11 protein-coding genes are annotated in these 17,432 nt (G+C 49.9%); 8 read left to right on the plus strand and 3 right to left on the minus strand.

Annotated elements, in window-relative coordinates:
* The first annotated feature begins 44 nt into the window (after positions 1-44).
* From M2133_RS03755 to M2133_RS03770, 4 genes are all read left to right on the plus strand, one after another.
* A complete protein-coding gene (locus M2133_RS03755) occupies positions 45-1,382 on the plus strand; it encodes a gliding motility-associated C-terminal domain-containing protein (protein ID WP_277464625.1) in 1,338 nt (445 codons plus the stop codon).
* Between the two features lie 13 nt (positions 1,383-1,395).
* On the plus strand, positions 1,396-2,346 hold the full coding sequence (locus M2133_RS03760; protein WP_277464732.1) for a lytic transglycosylase domain-containing protein: 951 nt from the start codon (positions 1,396-1,398) through the stop codon (positions 2,344-2,346).
* 288 nt (positions 2,347-2,634) lie between these two features.
* Positions 2,635-5,493 (plus strand): excinuclease ABC subunit UvrA, encoded by a 2,859-nt coding sequence (gene uvrA, locus M2133_RS03765; RefSeq protein ID WP_277464626.1) that lies wholly within the window; start codon positions 2,635-2,637, stop codon positions 5,491-5,493.
* An 82-nt stretch (positions 5,494-5,575) separates the two neighbouring features.
* A complete protein-coding gene (locus M2133_RS03770; protein ID WP_277464627.1) occupies positions 5,576-6,490 on the plus strand; it encodes a TIGR01212 family radical SAM protein in 915 nt (304 codons plus the stop codon).
* Positions 6,491-6,569: 79 nt separating this feature from the next.
* Here M2133_RS03770 and M2133_RS03775 read toward each other — a convergent pair whose 3' ends face one another.
* Positions 6,570-7,058, minus strand: a complete 489-nt coding sequence (locus M2133_RS03775; protein ID WP_277464628.1) for a DUF4251 domain-containing protein — start codon at positions 7,056-7,058, stop codon at positions 6,570-6,572.
* Between the two features lie 167 nt (positions 7,059-7,225).
* On the opposite strand from M2133_RS03775, the gene M2133_RS03780 reads away from it, so the two are divergent.
* Positions 7,226-9,676: a TonB-dependent receptor plug domain-containing protein gene (locus M2133_RS03780; protein ID WP_277464629.1), complete on the plus strand. Its 2,451-nt coding sequence runs from the start codon at positions 7,226-7,228 to the stop codon at positions 9,674-9,676.
* Positions 9,677-9,780: 104 nt separating this feature from the next.
* Entirely contained in the window at positions 9,781-12,459 is a 2,679-nt protein-coding gene (locus M2133_RS03785; RefSeq protein WP_277464630.1) for a calcium-translocating P-type ATPase, PMCA-type, read from the plus strand.
* 379 nt (positions 12,460-12,838) lie between these two features.
* On the opposite strand, the gene M2133_RS03790 is transcribed toward M2133_RS03785, so the two are convergent.
* Together M2133_RS03790 and M2133_RS03795 are read right to left on the minus strand one after the other, a co-directional pair.
* On the minus strand, positions 12,839-13,735 hold the full coding sequence (locus M2133_RS03790; RefSeq protein WP_277464631.1) for a metallophosphoesterase: 897 nt from the start codon (positions 13,733-13,735) through the stop codon (positions 12,839-12,841).
* Positions 13,736-13,841: 106 nt separating this feature from the next.
* Positions 13,842-15,047 (minus strand): MFS transporter, encoded by a 1,206-nt coding sequence (locus M2133_RS03795; RefSeq protein ID WP_277464632.1) that lies wholly within the window; start codon positions 15,045-15,047, stop codon positions 13,842-13,844.
* Positions 15,048-15,419: 372 nt separating this feature from the next.
* Here M2133_RS03795 and M2133_RS03800 point away from each other — a divergent pair, with 372 nt between their 5' ends.
* On the plus strand, positions 15,420-16,598 hold the full coding sequence (locus tag M2133_RS03800) for a histidine kinase (protein ID WP_277464633.1): 1,179 nt from the start codon (positions 15,420-15,422) through the stop codon (positions 16,596-16,598).
* Positions 16,595-17,359 carry a LytTR family DNA-binding domain-containing protein gene (locus M2133_RS03805; protein ID WP_277464634.1) on the plus strand — a complete coding sequence of 255 codons (765 nt, stop codon included), beginning with the start codon at positions 16,595-16,597 and terminating at the stop codon, positions 17,357-17,359. Before M2133_RS03800 ends, M2133_RS03805 begins: the two co-directional genes overlap by 4 nt.
* The last annotated feature ends 73 nt before the right edge of the window (positions 17,360-17,432 follow it).

The following is a 17,432-nucleotide window of genomic DNA, read 5'->3' on the forward strand; positions in this document are numbered from 1 at the left end:
ATGTCGGTATAAAATACTAATTTTGGAAGCTAATTAGAATGTATATGCAAGTGAAAAAATATAGAAAGCCAGGCGTTTTGGTGTGCTTTTTGTGTTTGAGTTTGGCATGCTTCGCCCAATATACGGTAAGGGGAGGCGAAGGCAGTCCGCTGAAGGTATTGGAGGATAAACTGAACCGGATCGAAGTATGGCTTGTCTATGGCATGGAAGGGGTGGAGATCTCGTACACCTCGGCCTCCACGGCGCATAAGTGGTATCGCTATAAAAACCGTATCCTGGAAAATGAACCGATCAGCCGATCGGCCCAGAACGGGACAACCTCGACGATCACCGGACTGAGTGAAGGGTATGGTTACTTTGTGGAACAGGAGTCGATCCCCACCTCGTATTGTGTCTGGCTGATCGATTACAGTAAATATAGGTATACGGTGAACCAATTGGAGGCTACCTCGTCGAATCCCTGTTCGTTTGTGCAACTCTCTGGCGATCAGCCCATCCCCAATCTGGTTTATATTAATCCGGGCGGGATCCCGGCGACTGTGAACCGTTCGTTCGATATCAGTTATAATACGTTGGAATGGAGTGAGGCAGACCGCAACTTTCATGCGAAACGCATCGATCTGTCGGTGGCTGATCCCTATAAGAACAATTTATTGGCGGCTCCGCTTTGTGATACCGGTTTCCAGTTGACGGGCGATGCGTTTGCCACCCATTTCGGAAAAGGGCAAACGATCACGACGGAAGTCTACCCAGCCGTGAAAGTGGAAGCCCATGCGGATACGACCCTAATCCTGGATGACTATCCGGGCGGGAATTCGGGGGGTGATGGGTTGTCGGCTCCAGCGACGGTCTCTTTCCGGGCGATCGCGAATGATCCGGTAGCCGCTTTTTACCTCTGGACCATTTACCGTACGGATGATGAAGAAGGGGTGAATAATCCGTTGCTCCGCTATACGGGCGAAGAAGTGGAATATACGTTCCGGGAAGCCGGAAAGTATAAAGCGGTATTGGAGGTCTCCGACCGGACGGCTACCTGTTCGGACGTTTCGGTGGAATATGATATCGATGTGGCCGATTCGTGGATCGAGATACCCAATGCTTTCTCTCCGGGCACTACGCCGGGGGTGAACGATGAGTTCCGCGTGGCGTATAAGTCGATCACCCGGTTTAAAGGTTGGATCTTCAACCGCTGGGGCGTGCAGATGTTCCATTGGACGGATCCGGCTCAGGGATGGGACGGGAAGAAAGGAGGCAAATATGTGCAGCCGGGCGTCTATTTCTATGTGATAGAAGCGGAAGGCTCCGACGGGAAGAAGTATAAAAAGTCCGGAGATATCAATATTCTCCGCTCAAAAACCATACAGGATGAAAGGATTGAGTAAATCTATCGTGGCGATGTTGGCCGGAGCGTTTATCTGTTCGCTTTTGTGGTTGTCGCTGGGTTCGAATGATGCCAGCCAGGTACGCGAAAAGCGGCCGGTCGTTTCGGCAATGACGGTCACACCCGAGACACCGGCGTCGATCGAGTTTTGCGGGACGGCGTACGACCTGACCCGTTATAATATGTATGAAGGGATCGATCGGGAACTGACCAGTTTCACTTATTTTCATTCCACAACTTTATTGTTGTTCAAGCGGGCGAACTATTATTTCCCGGTGATCGAACCGATCCTGAAGGCCAACGGTGTGCCGGATGATTTCAAATACCTCGCCGTGATCGAGAGCAATCTAGACCCGCGGGTGTCCTCGCCTGCGCGGGCGGTTGGTATGTGGCAGTTCCTCGAAGGCACGGGAAAACAATACGGATTAACCATCACTCCGACCGTGGATGAGCGTTGCCATGTGGAAAAAGCAACCGTTGCAGCGTGTAAGTACCTGAAAGAAGCGTATGCGAAGTACGGCGATTGGGCAACGGTGGCCTCTGCGTATAATGCCGGCATGGGACGGATCTCGGGCGAACTGACGAAGCAGTATGTAGATCACAGTATGGATCTCTGGGTCGTACAGGAAACCACCCGCTATATCTACCGGATCATGGCAATGAAGTTGATCTTTGAGAATCCGTATCGGTATGGTTTTGTGATCCGGGCCAAAGATCTGTATAAACCGATCGCGTGCGATGCGGTAACGGTCTCTTCCGATATCCCCGATCTGGCGGATTATGCCAAGAAGAAAGGAGTAACATACGCCGACCTGAAACGTTTCAACCCCTGGCTGCGCGACCGTAAATTGGTGACCGGCGGAAAGACATTCCAATTACAAATCCCCCGCGAAGAAGAGATGTATTACCGAACCCCGAACACGTATGTGCATAACCCGGCGTGGACGGTGGATGGCAACAATTGATAATTGATAATTGATAAAGTAGTAGATATTCCATGCAGCTGGGACTGACTCAAAAGTCTCCTAAAGCTCTCCTCCTTTGAAAAGGAGGAGTACGGCGAGGTACGAGCCGGGAGGTGGTTAGATCCTTAAATGTTTGTGAATAAGAATTATAAAAGAGTCTAACCACCTCCCCCTCTCCCCTTAAGCTCTCCTCCTTTGAAAAGGAGGAGAGCTTAAGGGGAGATGGTCCCCTCGCCTGGTCAGGCGAGGAGCTAAGATAGTGGGTTTAGTAGATAGTTTTAAAGAACAATGAATAGAGAAACAGAAAAAGAAAATATCGAGGGTGGCCGGATTATCGTGTTGGGCGCCCGGGTGCATAATCTGAAAAATATAGATGTCGTTATTCCCCGGAACAAACTGACTGTGATTACGGGCATGAGTGGAAGTGGGAAGTCTTCATTGGCTTTCGATACGATATTCGCCGAGGGGCAACGGCGGTATATCGAGACCTTCTCGGCCTATGCCCGTCATTTCCTGGGCAATATGGAACGTCCGGATGTGGATAAGATCACCGGCTTAAGCCCAGTTATCTCCATTGAACAGAAAACGACCAACCGCAATCCGCGTTCGACGGTGGGTACTACGACGGAAGTCTACGACTTCTTCCGTTTGTTGTATGCCCGGGCGGGTGAGGCGTATTCGTATCTGACCGGGGAGAAGATGGTGAAATATACCGAAGAGAAAGTCTTACAGTTGATTCTGGATGAATACGAAGGAGAAAAGATCTACCTCCTGGCGCCGGTCGTGCGTAACCGTAAAGGACATTATAAAGAACTGTTCGAACAGCTTCGCAAGAAAGGATACCTGAATGTGCGAGTCGACGGCGAGATCAAGGAGATCTATCACGGGATGAAGCTCGACCGCTACAAGATGCACAGCGTAGAGGTGGTGATCGATAAACTGAAAGTCGCCCGCACGGATGAACGACGCCTGAAAGAAAGCCTGAAGGTCGCGATGAAGCAGGGCGATGGTTTGATCATGATCCTGGATGGCGAAGTCGGAGAAGTGCGCCACTACAGCCGCCGCCTGATGGACCCGGAGACCGGACTCTCGTATAGCGAACCGGCACCCCATAACTTCTCTTTCAACTCTCCGCAGGGCGCCTGCCCCAAATGTAAGGGGTTGGGACAAGTCAATATCCTGGATATGGAAAAGATCGTGCCCGATCCTTCCCTGAGTATTTACCATGGAGGGATCGCCGCCTTGGGTAAGTACCGGAATGCGCTTATCTTCTGGCAGATCGAAGCGCTTTGTGAGAAACACGGTGTGACCATCAAGACACCGATAAAAGATATCCCGGAAGATGCGATCGACGAGATCATGAACGGAACGGATGAGCGTTTGCAGATCAAGAATGAGGCTATCGGAGGCACGAACTATTTCCTGAGTTATGAAGGGGTAGCCAAATACATTATGATGCAACAGGATAGCGACGCCTCCGCGACGGCACAGAAATGGGCCGGCCAGTTTATCAAGATGAATACCTGCCCGGAATGTAAAGGGCAACGGCTGAATAAAGAAGCGTTACACTACCGGATCGCCGGAAAGAATATCGCGGAACTGGCGGCAATGGATATCTCGGAACTCTATGCCTGGCTGCAGGGGATCGACGATCAACTGGATACCAAGCAAAAACAGATTGCCGTAGAGATCCTGAAAGAGATCCGTTCCCGTTTGAGTTTCCTGTTGGATGTCGGATTGGATTATCTCTCGCTTAGCCGGGCTTCGGCGACGCTCTCCGGCGGAGAAAGCCAACGGATCCGTTTGGCCACACAGATCGGCAGCCAGTTGGTGAATGTCTTGTATATCCTGGATGAACCGAGTATCGGATTACATCAACGGGACAATGTACGTCTGATCAATTCATTGAAACAATTACGCGACACGGGCAACTCGGTGGTTGTGGTGGAACACGATAAAGATATGATGCTCAGTGCCGACTATGTGGTCGATATGGGGCCGATGGCCGGGCGAAAAGGTGGAGAAGTGGTGTTTGAAGGAACGCCCGAGCAGATGTTGAAGGTGGATACCTTGACCTCGGAATTCCTGAACGGCAAAAGGGAGATCGCTATTCCCGCCGAACGAAGGAAAGGGAACGGCAAGCAGATCGTCTTGAAAGGCGCTTCGGGCAATAACCTGCAAAACGTGGATGTAACTTTCCCGTTGGGCACATTGATCTGTGTGACCGGCGTATCGGGTAGCGGCAAATCGACATTAATCAATCATACGTTGCAGCCGATCCTGTCGCAACACTTCTATCGTTCCTTGGAGGATCCGTTGCCTTACCGATCCATAGAGGGGATTGAACACGTGGATAAGATTGTCAATGTGGATCAGTCGCCGATCGGGCGCTCGCCGCGGAGTAATCCGGCGACGTATACCGGTGTCTTCTCCGATATCCGGAATCTGTTTGTCGAACTGCCGGAATCCAAAGTGCGGGGGTATAAACCCGGACGTTTCTCTTTCAATGTATCGGGCGGACGCTGTGAGACCTGCAAAGGGAATGGCTATAAGACTATCGAAATGAATTTCTTGCCCGATGTATTGGCACCCTGCGAGGAATGCCACGGTAAACGATATAACCGGGAGACGTTGGAAGTGCGCTTCCGGGGGAAATCTATCGCGGATGTATTGGATATGACCATCAATATGGCCGTTGAGTTCTTTGAGAATGTACCCCATATACTTTCCAAGATCAAGGTATTGCAGGATGTCGGTTTGGGATATATCAAACTGGGCCAGCCTTCGACGACCTTATCCGGCGGAGAGAGCCAGCGGGTGAAGCTGGCCACGGAACTGGCCAAGAAAGATACGGGCAAAACCTTGTATGTGTTGGATGAACCGACGACAGGGCTTCACTTCGAAGATATACGGGTGTTGTTGGGTGTCCTTGACCGCTTGGTGGAAAAAGGAAATACCATCATTGTCATTGAGCATAATCTGGATGTGATCAAAAGCGCCGATTACCTGATCGATATGGGACCCGAAGGCGGCCGGCGCGGCGGACAACTGCTCTTTGCCGGAACTCCCGAAGAACTGGTCAAAAGCGGAGTCGGCTTTACGGCTGGCTTCCTGAAGGAGGAACTGAGAGAGTCAATTACGAATTAAAAATTACGAATTACGAATGAGATAGCTACTTCGTAATTGACTAATTAATTCGTAATTTTTAATTCGTAATTCGTAATTGAATATGAAACGCTATAACGATTTCGGGGATTTTCTGAAAGGGGTGTTTCCTTTTAAGGTGCAGAAGATCTCTATTAACGCCGGTTTCACCTGTCCCAACCGGGACGGGACGAAGGGCTGGGGCGGTTGCACGTATTGCAACAACCAGACCTTTAGTCCGGAGTATTGCCGGACAGAGAAGTCGGTCAGCCAACAACTCGAAGAGGGTGTCGCTTTCTTCTCCCGCAAATACCCGGAGATGAGATACCTGGCCTATTTCCAGGCCTACACGAATACCTATGGTGAACTGGAAATCCTAAAACAAAAGTATGAAGAAGCTCTGGCCTTTCCGGGTGTCGTCGGGTTGATTATCGGGACCCGGCCCGACTGTATGCCGGATAACTTACTGCAGTACCTGACGGAACGTTCCCGTGATGTTTTTATCCTGGTGGAATACGGGGTGGAGACCACATCGGATGTCACCCTTGAACGGATCAACCGGGGACATAGTTGGGAAGAGGCCCGGAATGCGATTGTCCGAACCGCATCGAACGGCATCTATACCGGAGCGCATATTATCCTGGGATTGCCGGGAGAGAGCCGGGAAGAGATCCTGCACCACGCGGATGTCTTATCCAAACTGCCCCTGACGACACTGAAGCTCCATCAGTTGCAACTGATCCGCCAGACCCGCATGGGGAAAGAATATGAAGAATATCCCGAACATTTCACCTTGTTCACTGCCGATGACTATGTTGAATTGGTTATCGATTTCCTGGAACGATTGAACCCTTCCATCGTAGTCGAACGCTTTGTCTCCCAGTCGCCGAAAGAACTACTGATCGCACCGGACTGGGGACTTAAGAACCATGAGTTTACCGCCAAAGTCAATCGACGCTTACAAGAAAGGGATACTTCTCAAGGAAAGTCTGAACTTTGATTCTAATGATTAAATGATTTACTATGAACCCGAGTATATTGTATATGCAGACTCATAGTAAATCATTTAATCATTAGAATCACAGTTCCAGATTTCCTTGAAAAGTAATGCTCTGCCGATTGACCGGTTGCACGAAGATGGTTGCCGAACCGTCATTGAAGACCTTGACCGTATAAGTGAATTTATCTTCATCCGTCCGGACTTCGAATCGGATATCCGCCGTGCCTTTATCATCGAACGTGATATTTTTATCGGTTAGGGATTTGGCAAAGCGTAAGCCGTCGCCACCTCCATACGGGATATTGTAAGCCCTTCCGAAATAGGGCAGATGAGAGATCACGGAATCTCCGCGCATTTCCAGTGTATACGACGAGGTCAGGTTGACCGGCGTCCCATTCAAGGGCAACGCCCGTTCCACTTCTATCGTATAATATCCACTTTCCAGTAGTTCCTTTACTTCCTTTTGCTTTTGTTCTTTTTTCTCTTGTTTGCTTTGTGCCATCGTCGGTTGAACAACTCCGATCAATAGAATAGAAACCAAGAAGAACATAGACTTTAACCTTTTCATAATACCTTTTATTTGACGTTTTGCAATCGTTTCCCTTCCCCCGTAAAAGTGATTGGGGCAATGAGGGAATCTTGAAACTATTCATCACCTCTCTTGTTATAAATATAACATTGTATTTGTTGAAAAGTTTAAGTTTATGTCGGGAGTTTATTTATATTTGTAGACAAATGAAATACATTCTCCGGCTCATATCACTTTGTGTGTTGTTTCCGCACCTGTTATTGGGGCAGATGGAAACAAATACCTCTTTTCAGCAAGCGGAAGAGAGCCTGATGTCTCAGTTGATTACTTATCCGCAGGAAAAGATCCATTTGCATACCGACAGGGATCTGTATGTACCCGGTGAAAGAATCTGGTTCAAAGCATACGTTGCGGATGCCGCTACCCATCAGTACGCAACCTTCAGTCGTTATGTGTATGTGGAGTTGATCGATGCGTGCGATTCGCTGGTCAACCGGGTGATGATCCGACCCACGGATGAGGGACTGTTATATGGGCACCTCTTTCTTTCGGAATTGATTCCGGAAGGGGATTATACACTTCGCGCTTACACCCGGTATATGGAGAATCTGGGTGATGACTATTTCTTCAAGAAGAATATCCGTATCGCTAACCTATTATCCTCGGTTACAGAACCTGCCCCAACCCGGCAGAAAGAAAAAGCCGAAAAGCAGGAAGAGGAGTACGATGTCTCTTTTTTCCCCGAAGGGGGCAACCTGTTGGCGGGCGTACCCTGCAAGGTCGCGTTTAAGACATTGAATAAAAACGGCTATCCGGAAATGATCTCGGGCCACTTGGTAGACGAAGACGGGGTGGAGATCTTATCCGCTCAAACACTACATGCCGGAATGGGTGCATTCAGTTATATCCCGGTAGAAGGGAAGCGTTATTTTCTGAAGTGCAGCAATACCCACGGAATGGAGAAGTCGTTTGAATTGCCCGTCGCCCATCCTCAGGCGTACGCGTTGACTGCCGTGTGGCGAAACGGCAAACTACAGGTCGGAGTGCAAAAGGCAAAGCAGAGTCCGGACATCCCTTGTTATCTATTTGTGCACTGTCGTGGCTTGCTGCTCTATTATTCTGCTTGGGATGTGAATAAAGAGGTCCTGACATTCACGGAAGAGCAACTTCCCGCCGGTGTGATCCAGTTTATACTCTTCGACGGACAAATGAATCCGTTGAGCGAACGGTTGGTATTCAGTAAACATAATGATGGCACCCAAACGGTGTTGCAAACCGATAAAGAGGTGTATGAAACACGGGAGAATATCCTTGCCTCCCTCTCTGTAACGGATATTGAAGGGAATCCATTGACCGGTCATCTGTCGGTAGCCATTACGGACGACCAAGACCTGGCAATTGATACTGCGACAACCATTCTGTCGAGCCTGTTACTCTCTTCCGAATTGCGTGGATATATCGAAAACCCGGCTTATTATCTGCAGGATGATCTGTATGCGGCTACGGCGCTGGACTATCTGATGCTGACGCACGGCTGGCGAAGGTATGATGTGCCGCAAACGCTCAAAGGGAATCCGGCTTACCCGCAGATCCCTTTCCAGACCACGCAAGAGATCTCCGGAAAAGCGGCAAGCCTGATGCGCTCCAAACCTTTGGCCGACAGCCATATCTCCGTGGTGGTCGATGGCAACTATGGCTCGGCTTTTACTGACGAGAAAGGCCGTTTCCGGTTTCAGGGTTTTGAGTATCCCGACAGCACGACTTACTTTATTCAAGCATTGGGTAAGCGGGGAAGTAGTTGGATTCACCTCGATCTGGAGCTGGAATCCTATCCGGCATTGGTTCATGCACCGCAAAGTCCGGTGGTGGAAGCAATTAGAGCCAAAGAATCAACCGAAGATCTATTTATCACAAAGGCCGAACAGCGTGCGCAATACGACGATGATATGCGAGTCATTCATTTGAATGAGGTCTTGATAACCGCTTCCCGCTATCAAAGGAAACGGGAAGAAGCCCGGCTGCAGCACTGGCAGAACTTAGGCGCTGAGATCACCGTACGCCGGGAAGACTTTGAAGATTCGCATCCCATGTTCGTTACCGATCTGATTCGTAAACTGCCCGGTGTACGAGTCTCTGGTAATGGCTTTGTAGAGATTGTCCCCCCCACATTCAAGCCCACACCCCCTCTTGTCTTTATTGACGGTACACTTTACCGATGGCCTGAGACTATGCAGACCCAAGCCGATTCCCCTTTGGAGATGATCTCCGTCCGCGAGGTCGAGAGTATTGATATTACCCGCGACGGCGGAGCGGCTATCTTTGGCATGCTCGGTATGGGTGGAGCCATTAGTATTACTACCCGGAAAGGCGCAAGCGACAGGGAGAAATATAATTACAGCCTGTACACTCCTCTGGGTTATCAGCGGCCGGCAGAGTTTTATGCGCCTCGCTATGAGACGAAAGAAGCCCGGCATCTGACTAATCCCGACTATCGGACCACCCTCTATTGGAAGCCCGATATCATTCTTTCCGAAGAAGGAGAGGCAGCCTTTGACTTTTATGCCTCCGACTTCCCTACCACCTATTCCGTCGTACTCGAAGGATTGACTTCGGACGGGCGGATTCTGCGACAAGTGAAGAAAATACAGATTAAATAAGCAAATCTGTTTCCCAACTGTTATATGATCAGATTGTATTGCCCGAAAGTTTGGGTGAATGCAGTAAGTTTACGTATTTTTGTCCCGATAAAACAATTAGGTATATGGAAAAGAAACATCTTTATGAGGGGTTGACAAAGGAACAGGTAGAAGAAAACAGACGTCTTTATGGTGATAATTTACTAACCCCTCCGAAGAAGATTTCTTTATGGACTCAATTCTTTGAGAAATTCAACGATCCGATCATCCGGATCCTATTGGTGGCCTGGTTGCTTTCTATGGTTATCGCCGGCGTGCATTGCTGGGGACCGGATGCGTCCGGGTTTAAGGCTTTCCTGGAACCGATCGGGATCTTTTTTGCTATCCTGTTGGCTACCGGAGTGGGCTTTGCTTTCGAAGCCAAGGCCAACCGGGCGTTTGATATCCTGAATACGGTCAATGATGATGTATCCGTCAAAGTGATCCGTGGCGGAAACATCTCGCAGATTCCAAAGAAAGAGATTGTTAAGGGTGATATTGTGGTGCTTGAGACAGGCGATGAGATCCCGGCCGACGGCCATCTGTTGGAGGCGGTCTCGCTCGAGGTGAATGAGTCGACCCTGACGGGGGAGCCTATCATCTCCAAGACGACTGACGAAGCGGACTTTGACGATGAAGCGACTTACCCCTCCAATATGCTGATGCGGGGAACGACGATCGTCGACGGTCATGGCATCATTGAGGTCGACCGCGTGGGCGATGCCACGGATTATGGCAAAGTTTACGAAGGTTCCCAGATCGATAACCAGATCGAAACGCCGCTACAGATCCAGTTGAAAGGATTGGCGGGCGTGATCAGCAAAGCCGGCTACACGGTGGCGGGACTTACTTTCGTCGCTCTGCTCACGAAGTTATTACTGGCTTCACAAGGCGTGCCCGTGATGGAGTTGGTGGGCGATATCCTGAATATCTTTATGATCGCGGTCACACTGATCGTGGTCTCCGTGCCCGAAGGCCTGCCGATGAGCGTCACCCTGAGCTTGGCGTTGAGTATGAACCGGATGTTGAAGACCAATAACCTGGTGCGCAAGATGCACGCCTGCGAAACGATGGGTGCCGCCACGGTGATCTGTACGGATAAGACGGGGACGCTGACCCAAAACCAGATGCAGGTACACCAAACGAATTTCTACAATCTGCCTGCCCAGACGCTGGGCGACGACCGCCTGAGCCACCTGATCAAAGAAGGTATATCCGCCAATTCGACCGCTTTCCTGGATTATGCCGAGGAGAAGGTCAAGTCTTTCGGTAACCCGACGGAAGCCGCCCTCTTGTTGTGGCTCAACGGTCAGGGCGTGAACTACCTGGAACTGCGCGAAGAAGCTTCCGTTGTCGAGCAACTGACATTCTCCACGGAGCGGAAGTATATGGCGACGATCGTTGAATCTCCGCTATTGAAGCAAAAAGTATTATATGTAAAGGGGGCGCCGGAGATCGTGTTGGGGCACTGTCGTCAGGTCGAAATCGATGGCGTAAAGGTGCCCACCGAAACCTGTAAAGACAAGATCGAATCCCAACTGCTGGCCTACCAGAACCAGGCGATGCGCACCCTGGGTTTTGCCTATCAGCTTATCGACGAGGGGACGGAACAGGCCTTCTTCGTCGACGGACGCTTGCAGGATACCGATCTGGTGTTTCTGGGTATCGTGGCCATCTCCGATCCTATACGGCAAGACGTACCGGCGGCGGTCGAACAATGCCTGGAAGCCGGGATTGATGTCAAGATCGTCACCGGCGATACGCCCGGAACGGCCAAAGAGATCGGTCGCCAGATCGGTATCTGGGATGAAGAGGCTACGGAGCGCAACCTGATTACCGGAGTCGATTTTGCGGCATTGAGTGATACGGAAGCCCTGGACCGGGTATTGGATCTACGCATTATGTGCCGGGCCCGTCCGACCGACAAACAGCGCTTGGTGCAACTCTTGCAAAAGAAAGGCGCCGTAGTGGCAGTCACCGGTGACGGCACGAACGATGCGCCGGCATTGAAGGCAGCCCAGGTGGGCTTGTCGATGGGCGACGGTACCTCCGTGGCCAAGGAAGCCAGTGACATTACGATCCTCGACAATTCATTTGCCAGCATCACCCGGGCGGTGATGTGGGGACGCTCGCTCTACCGGAATATCCAGAAGTTCTTATTGTTTCAGTTGACTATCAACGTGGCCGCCTGCCTGATCGTACTGCTGGGTTCGCTCTTGGGCACGGAGTCGCCACTGACGATCACCCAGATGCTTTGGGTCAATCTGATCATGGATACCTTTGCCGCTGCCGCCCTGGCTTCGCTGCCTCCGAATGAGAAGGTGATGAAAGACCGGCCGCGCAAGAGTGGGAAAGGCGGTGACTTTATTATTACCACCCCAATGGCCTATACGATCCTGAGTGTCGGCATACTCTTCGTGGCTGTGCTTGTCGGTATCCTGGTGTATTTCCGGATGAACGGAGGGCTTGATCCTTATCGCCTGTCTTGGTTCTTCACCTTCTTTGTCATGCTCCAGTTCTGGAATATGTTTAATGCGAAAGCCTTCCTGGAGAAAACCTCTGCCTTCGCCAATCTGCCGGGAAGCAAGACGTTCCTGTTGGTTGCCCTGTTTATTCTGGTGGGACAATACCTGATTGTTACGTTCGGTGGGGAGATGTTCAGTGTGGTGCCGCTTAGCTGGCGCGACTGGGGCATTATCCTCGGCTCGACCTCCCTGGTCTTGTGGGTTGGCGAGCTCTTCCGCTTGATCACCCGGCGGCGTTAATTCCTAACCGTTCAAAGGTCTTCCGAAAGTGCAATGTTTTGTCGAGCAAAGTGCGATGTTTTGTTTTCACCCCGGTCTTCACCTTTCACCCGGTTGTCAGATCCCTGTATTGATCAGCCTTTCGGGTGAAAGATAGAGGAATATTTAAAAGAACGACAGACCTTCCCGAAAAAGGCCGCCGGCCTTTTACAAAACCCTGCCGGCCTTTTAGAAAACTCCGGCAGCCTTTTGCAAAACTCCGGCGGCCTTTTTCGGGAAACCTCCATCCTCCTCCAAGCCTTCACCCAAAACGCTGATCAATACAGGGATCTGATAACCGGGTGAAAGGTGGAAGGGGGGAAGAAACTTTTATGTGTAGATTTTCCCCATCTTCTGACGGCTATTCGCGGATCAGTTCTTTATCCTGGCAGTTATAGTATCCGTCGATATAGATATTCCGGTCTTGATCAATATCGACAATGGCGAAGCTATTGTTCTCCGGCAGGCTTTCTTCAATGGCTCCGGGCATGGTCCAGTAATGGATGCCGCGACGGAAGCTGTAATGCCCCGGATGATGGTGTCCCTGGAAGACAGCCAGGACATTGCCGCTCTCTTCCAACAGGTCGACAATCTCTTCGGCATTCGCCACACAAAGCAATGGGCTGATATCCGAGAATGAATCAAGCATCTGGTGCACAAATACAATGACCGGATAGGTATGTCCCGTCAATTCCCCCTTGAGCCATTCCTTTTGCGGGGCGGTGATATAGGCTTTCTTCCAATCGAAGTTCCCACTGTCGTAATCCGAGCCGTCTTCATTGTTATTGGCATCCAGAACAATGAATTTGATGCCCTGGTTGACGAAAGCGTAATACGGTTTATGAGCCGCCGGGCCATGATTGTGGATATGGCTCAGGAAATCGGTCTTGGAGATGCTGTCCATATCGTGATTGCCCAAGACATGATAGACGGGGCCGGGATACGATTGAAAGACATTCTCTACCGCATCGAGATGTGCCAGTGTGGTTTCTTTCCGGGGTTCATCGTCCTGGTCTTTGAGGTCGCCCAGTTCGATGATAAAATCGAGATCCGCCTTTTTAAACACATCCAAAGCCATTTGCAGTTTCTCGATCGACTGATTGTAATAGCGTGTGCCGCGAGGCGCTTTGCCTGCATAATGCAAATCGGTGATCACTCCAAAACGCAGATGCTTCTTATCGCCACAAGCGATCAGCGAAGAAGCCGACAGGAAAAGCAAGCCGCCACAGGCTTTTTTGAGGAATATTCGACGGTCCATTTAGATCAATTACGAATTACGAATTAAAAATTACGGAGCAAATATACGCCTTAATCTTGAGTTTGATGCACTAACTTTTTTGTTACTAACTTTTTTGTTACTTATTCTACCCCCGATCCATCCGCATGGCGGAGGGCACAAAGAAGGCAAACAGGCCGATGGCGATGATCACGGCGCCGCAGACAATAAAAGAGGTGGCGACACCCAGTTGGTCGGCAAAGAAACCGATACCGATCAATCCGATCATCGAAGGCAAGAGGTTCAAAGTGTAGAACATCGAAAAGACCCTTCCGAGCGCATCCGGACGAATATAGGTTTGCACCAATCCGGTGAATGCCGAGTTGAACACCGATCCGCAGATGCCCGCGATCGTTGTCAATACGGCAAAAAAGACAAAGCCTTCCGGCGACAAGACACCCGAGAGTAGAAACGTCAGCCCGATCACCACATTCATCGCATTGACCAGAACCACCCGGTTCACCTTATACACCCGGGCACCCATAATCGCACCACCCAGTAACGCCCCAACGCCCCAGACCACCTCGATCAGGCTGACCTGAAACGCATCACCTCCAAAATGATCCAAGGTCATCAAAGGGAACAACACACTGACGGGCATAAGGAAGAGCATCACCAAGATCGAGAAAAGAAACACCCAGCTCAGCCCCCGGTTCTGCAAAACCACCTGGATGCCTTCTTTCATCTCGCGCAAGACATTAGGGATCACCGCTTCCGCCCGCTCGGGGTTGGGGATATGAACAAACAACAGGCTCGTGCAGGCGATCACCGCCCCCACGACATCGAGTAACAACACATATTGCATATCCCAGATCGTGATAAACAACGCACCCAAAGCCGGCCCGGCAATACTGCCCACCGAGTTGATGATCTGGCTGATGCCCGCGATGCGCGTCAGCTGATCTTCGGGAGCCAACAAAGGGATCGAAGCCTGCATCGCCGGCATGTGAAAGGCCGAACCGACCGAACGGAAAGCCAACAGGATAAAGATATGCCACATCTCGGCCACCTCCAGCCAGAAGAGAACCGCCAGAATCAGGGTGCAGAAAGCAATAAAACTATCCGCAAGGATCATAATTGCTTTCCGGTTCCACCGGTCGATAAACACCCCGGTGACCGGTCCCAACAACGCCTGCGGCAAGATCGCCGCGATAGCCGCCCAAGCCAGCATCTCGGCCGACCCCGTCTCCATACTGATCCAAAGGATCACCGCGAAGTTGACAATAATACTCGTAAGAACAGACAGGAACTGCCCCGTCCATATAATCGCAAAAACTTTTTTCCAATTTTCCATAAGACAGATAAATAGAAGATACGCAAGCGTACCGGTGGTAAATATAAAAAGAAACAGAGAAACGGGGATATATGTAGTAACGGTACATATCCCAGCAACACCAAGAGAGGAAGTAGGTGTCGGAAACCGGATTACCTCATCCGATTCACTACAGCAATTTTAGTCATGCCTGCCATAATAGTGATTTGATACGCCACAAAAGTATATAAATCCCTGACACCTACGCGAAGCTCCCCACTTTATTTATCCATCATGCTGTTTGCGTGTACTAAAGGGTGGTTTTCGTGATCTGCCGTTGTTTTTGCCTTATTCGTCGATTATATTTTCGGGGAAGAGAAGGCGGAGGTATTTTTAGGGCAAAAAGAATGGTTTATGCAGTTATCAGGTAAAAGGTATGTATTTATCGGATTTATCCTGTCGGTGCTTCTGAGCCTTTTTGTGAATTTCAGCTTATTGATGCGAATCTATGACAGGCTGAGGGGGAATATGAGATTCCCTGAGGAGCTATTGCCCTCGGTCGATTATTACCTTTACTTTTCGTTGGGGTGGTTCTTCCTGTTGGCTTTTATCCTGTTTGCCGGACTGATGTTTATGTTTCGGCTTGGAGACCGGATCTTCCGGCGGAAAGAATATAAAGTATTTCTTTTTGCCATCGGGGTCAATGTAGTCGTTGCCTTGGGCATGGTATTATTGTATCCGGTGGCTTCTTATCTCTTTATGTCGCAGTTTGTTCCCGGCGAACGCCCTGCACCCTGGCAACGAAAGGCGCCTTTGATCGAAGAAGATTTCATGCCCGGAGCGGCAGGTTCACCCTTCTTCGACAGGTATATATCGCCACCCCGGTTTTATCCCCGTCCGCTGATAACCGAGCATCTTTTTATTCTGGTCACGGCGATCTTTATTACGGTTTTGCTTCGTATGTTGAATAGTCGTCAGCAGATCGCCTTGGAATATGAGAAGTTGAAGACCGAAAGCATCCAATCCTCCTACAATGCCCTGATGGGACAGGTGAATCCGCATTTCTTCTTCAACTCTCTGAATGGATTGAGTTCGTTGATCCGCAATGATGAAAAAGAAAAAACATTAATTTATATCGATAAGCTTTCGGGTGTGTTCCGGTATATCCTGCAAAGCAACCGGAAAGAGTTGGTGGAACTAAATGAGGAGTTGGAATTTGTCCGGGCTTATCTCTATCTGTTGGAGGTGCGGTATGAAGGGAAATTATTCTTTTCCTTGCAGGTCGATACGGACTACCTGTTGATGTTTCTCCCCATATTGAGTATCTTGCCGCTTGTCGAAAACGCCGTCAAGCACAATGTGATCAGCAAACAATACCCTTTACAGGTCGATATCTACACGACTGCAGAGAAAGAATTGGTCGTATCCAACAACATACAACCTCGGGTGGATGAAATAAACAGTAATGGTGTCGGATTGAAAAACCTGTGGGGACGCTATCAGCTTCTCACCGGAAAGGATATACGCATAACGAATACCAAAGGCTATTTTAAGGTATTCCTGCCACTACAGAAAAATCAGATGAAATCATGAATGCAATTATTATAGAAGATGAAACGGCAGCAGTAAACAACCTGAAATCGCTCTTGTCAAAGAATCCGGTCACACCCATACAGGTCATTGCCGAACTGGAAAGCATCGAAGAGTCTGTCGCCTATTTTCATAAAGAGGGGACGCCGGATATTATCTTTATGGATATCCACCTGGCCGACGGTAGCGCGTTCAAGATCTTCGAACAGGTAGAAGTCAAAGCCCCGGTGATCTTCACAACCGCCTATGATGATTACGCCTTACAGGCCTTCCAGGTAAGCAGCATCGACTACCTGTTAAAACCCATCACGTCGGATTCGCTCGAGCGGGCACTCAACAAACTGAAACTCTTCAGCCAGGACGAACGCAACGCACATATCCGGCAAACCAACCAAACCATACAGGAACGCCATATCCTGAAAGTATTATTGATCAAAAAAGGAGACAAGTTCTATCCCGTGCAGGTAGCTGACGCGTTGTATTTCTACACCAACAAAGAGAAAGTCACCACCTTCACCACCGACGGCAAAGAGCATCCGGTGGAACAAACGCTGGATCAACTGACCGAGCGCCTGGACGAGCAACAGTTCTTCCGGGCCAACCGGCAATTTATCATCTCCCGTCATGCCATTGCCGATATCGAATATTGGTTTGGCAGCCGCCTGGCGGTCAACCTGATCGTTCCCGCACCCGAGCGGATCATTATCAGTAAAGCAAAGACTTCCGGCTTCAAAAAGTGGCTTACACTGGAAGATAATTTCTAATCATTTCGCCGTTTCGATAGGGCGTTTCAACCCCGAATGTTGACTTTTGACCGGGAGTTAACGTTTTTATGCA

This window comes from Parabacteroides sp. PF5-6 (assembly GCF_029504695.1).
Taxonomy (GTDB): Bacteria; Bacteroidota; Bacteroidia; order Bacteroidales; family Tannerellaceae; genus QVMG01.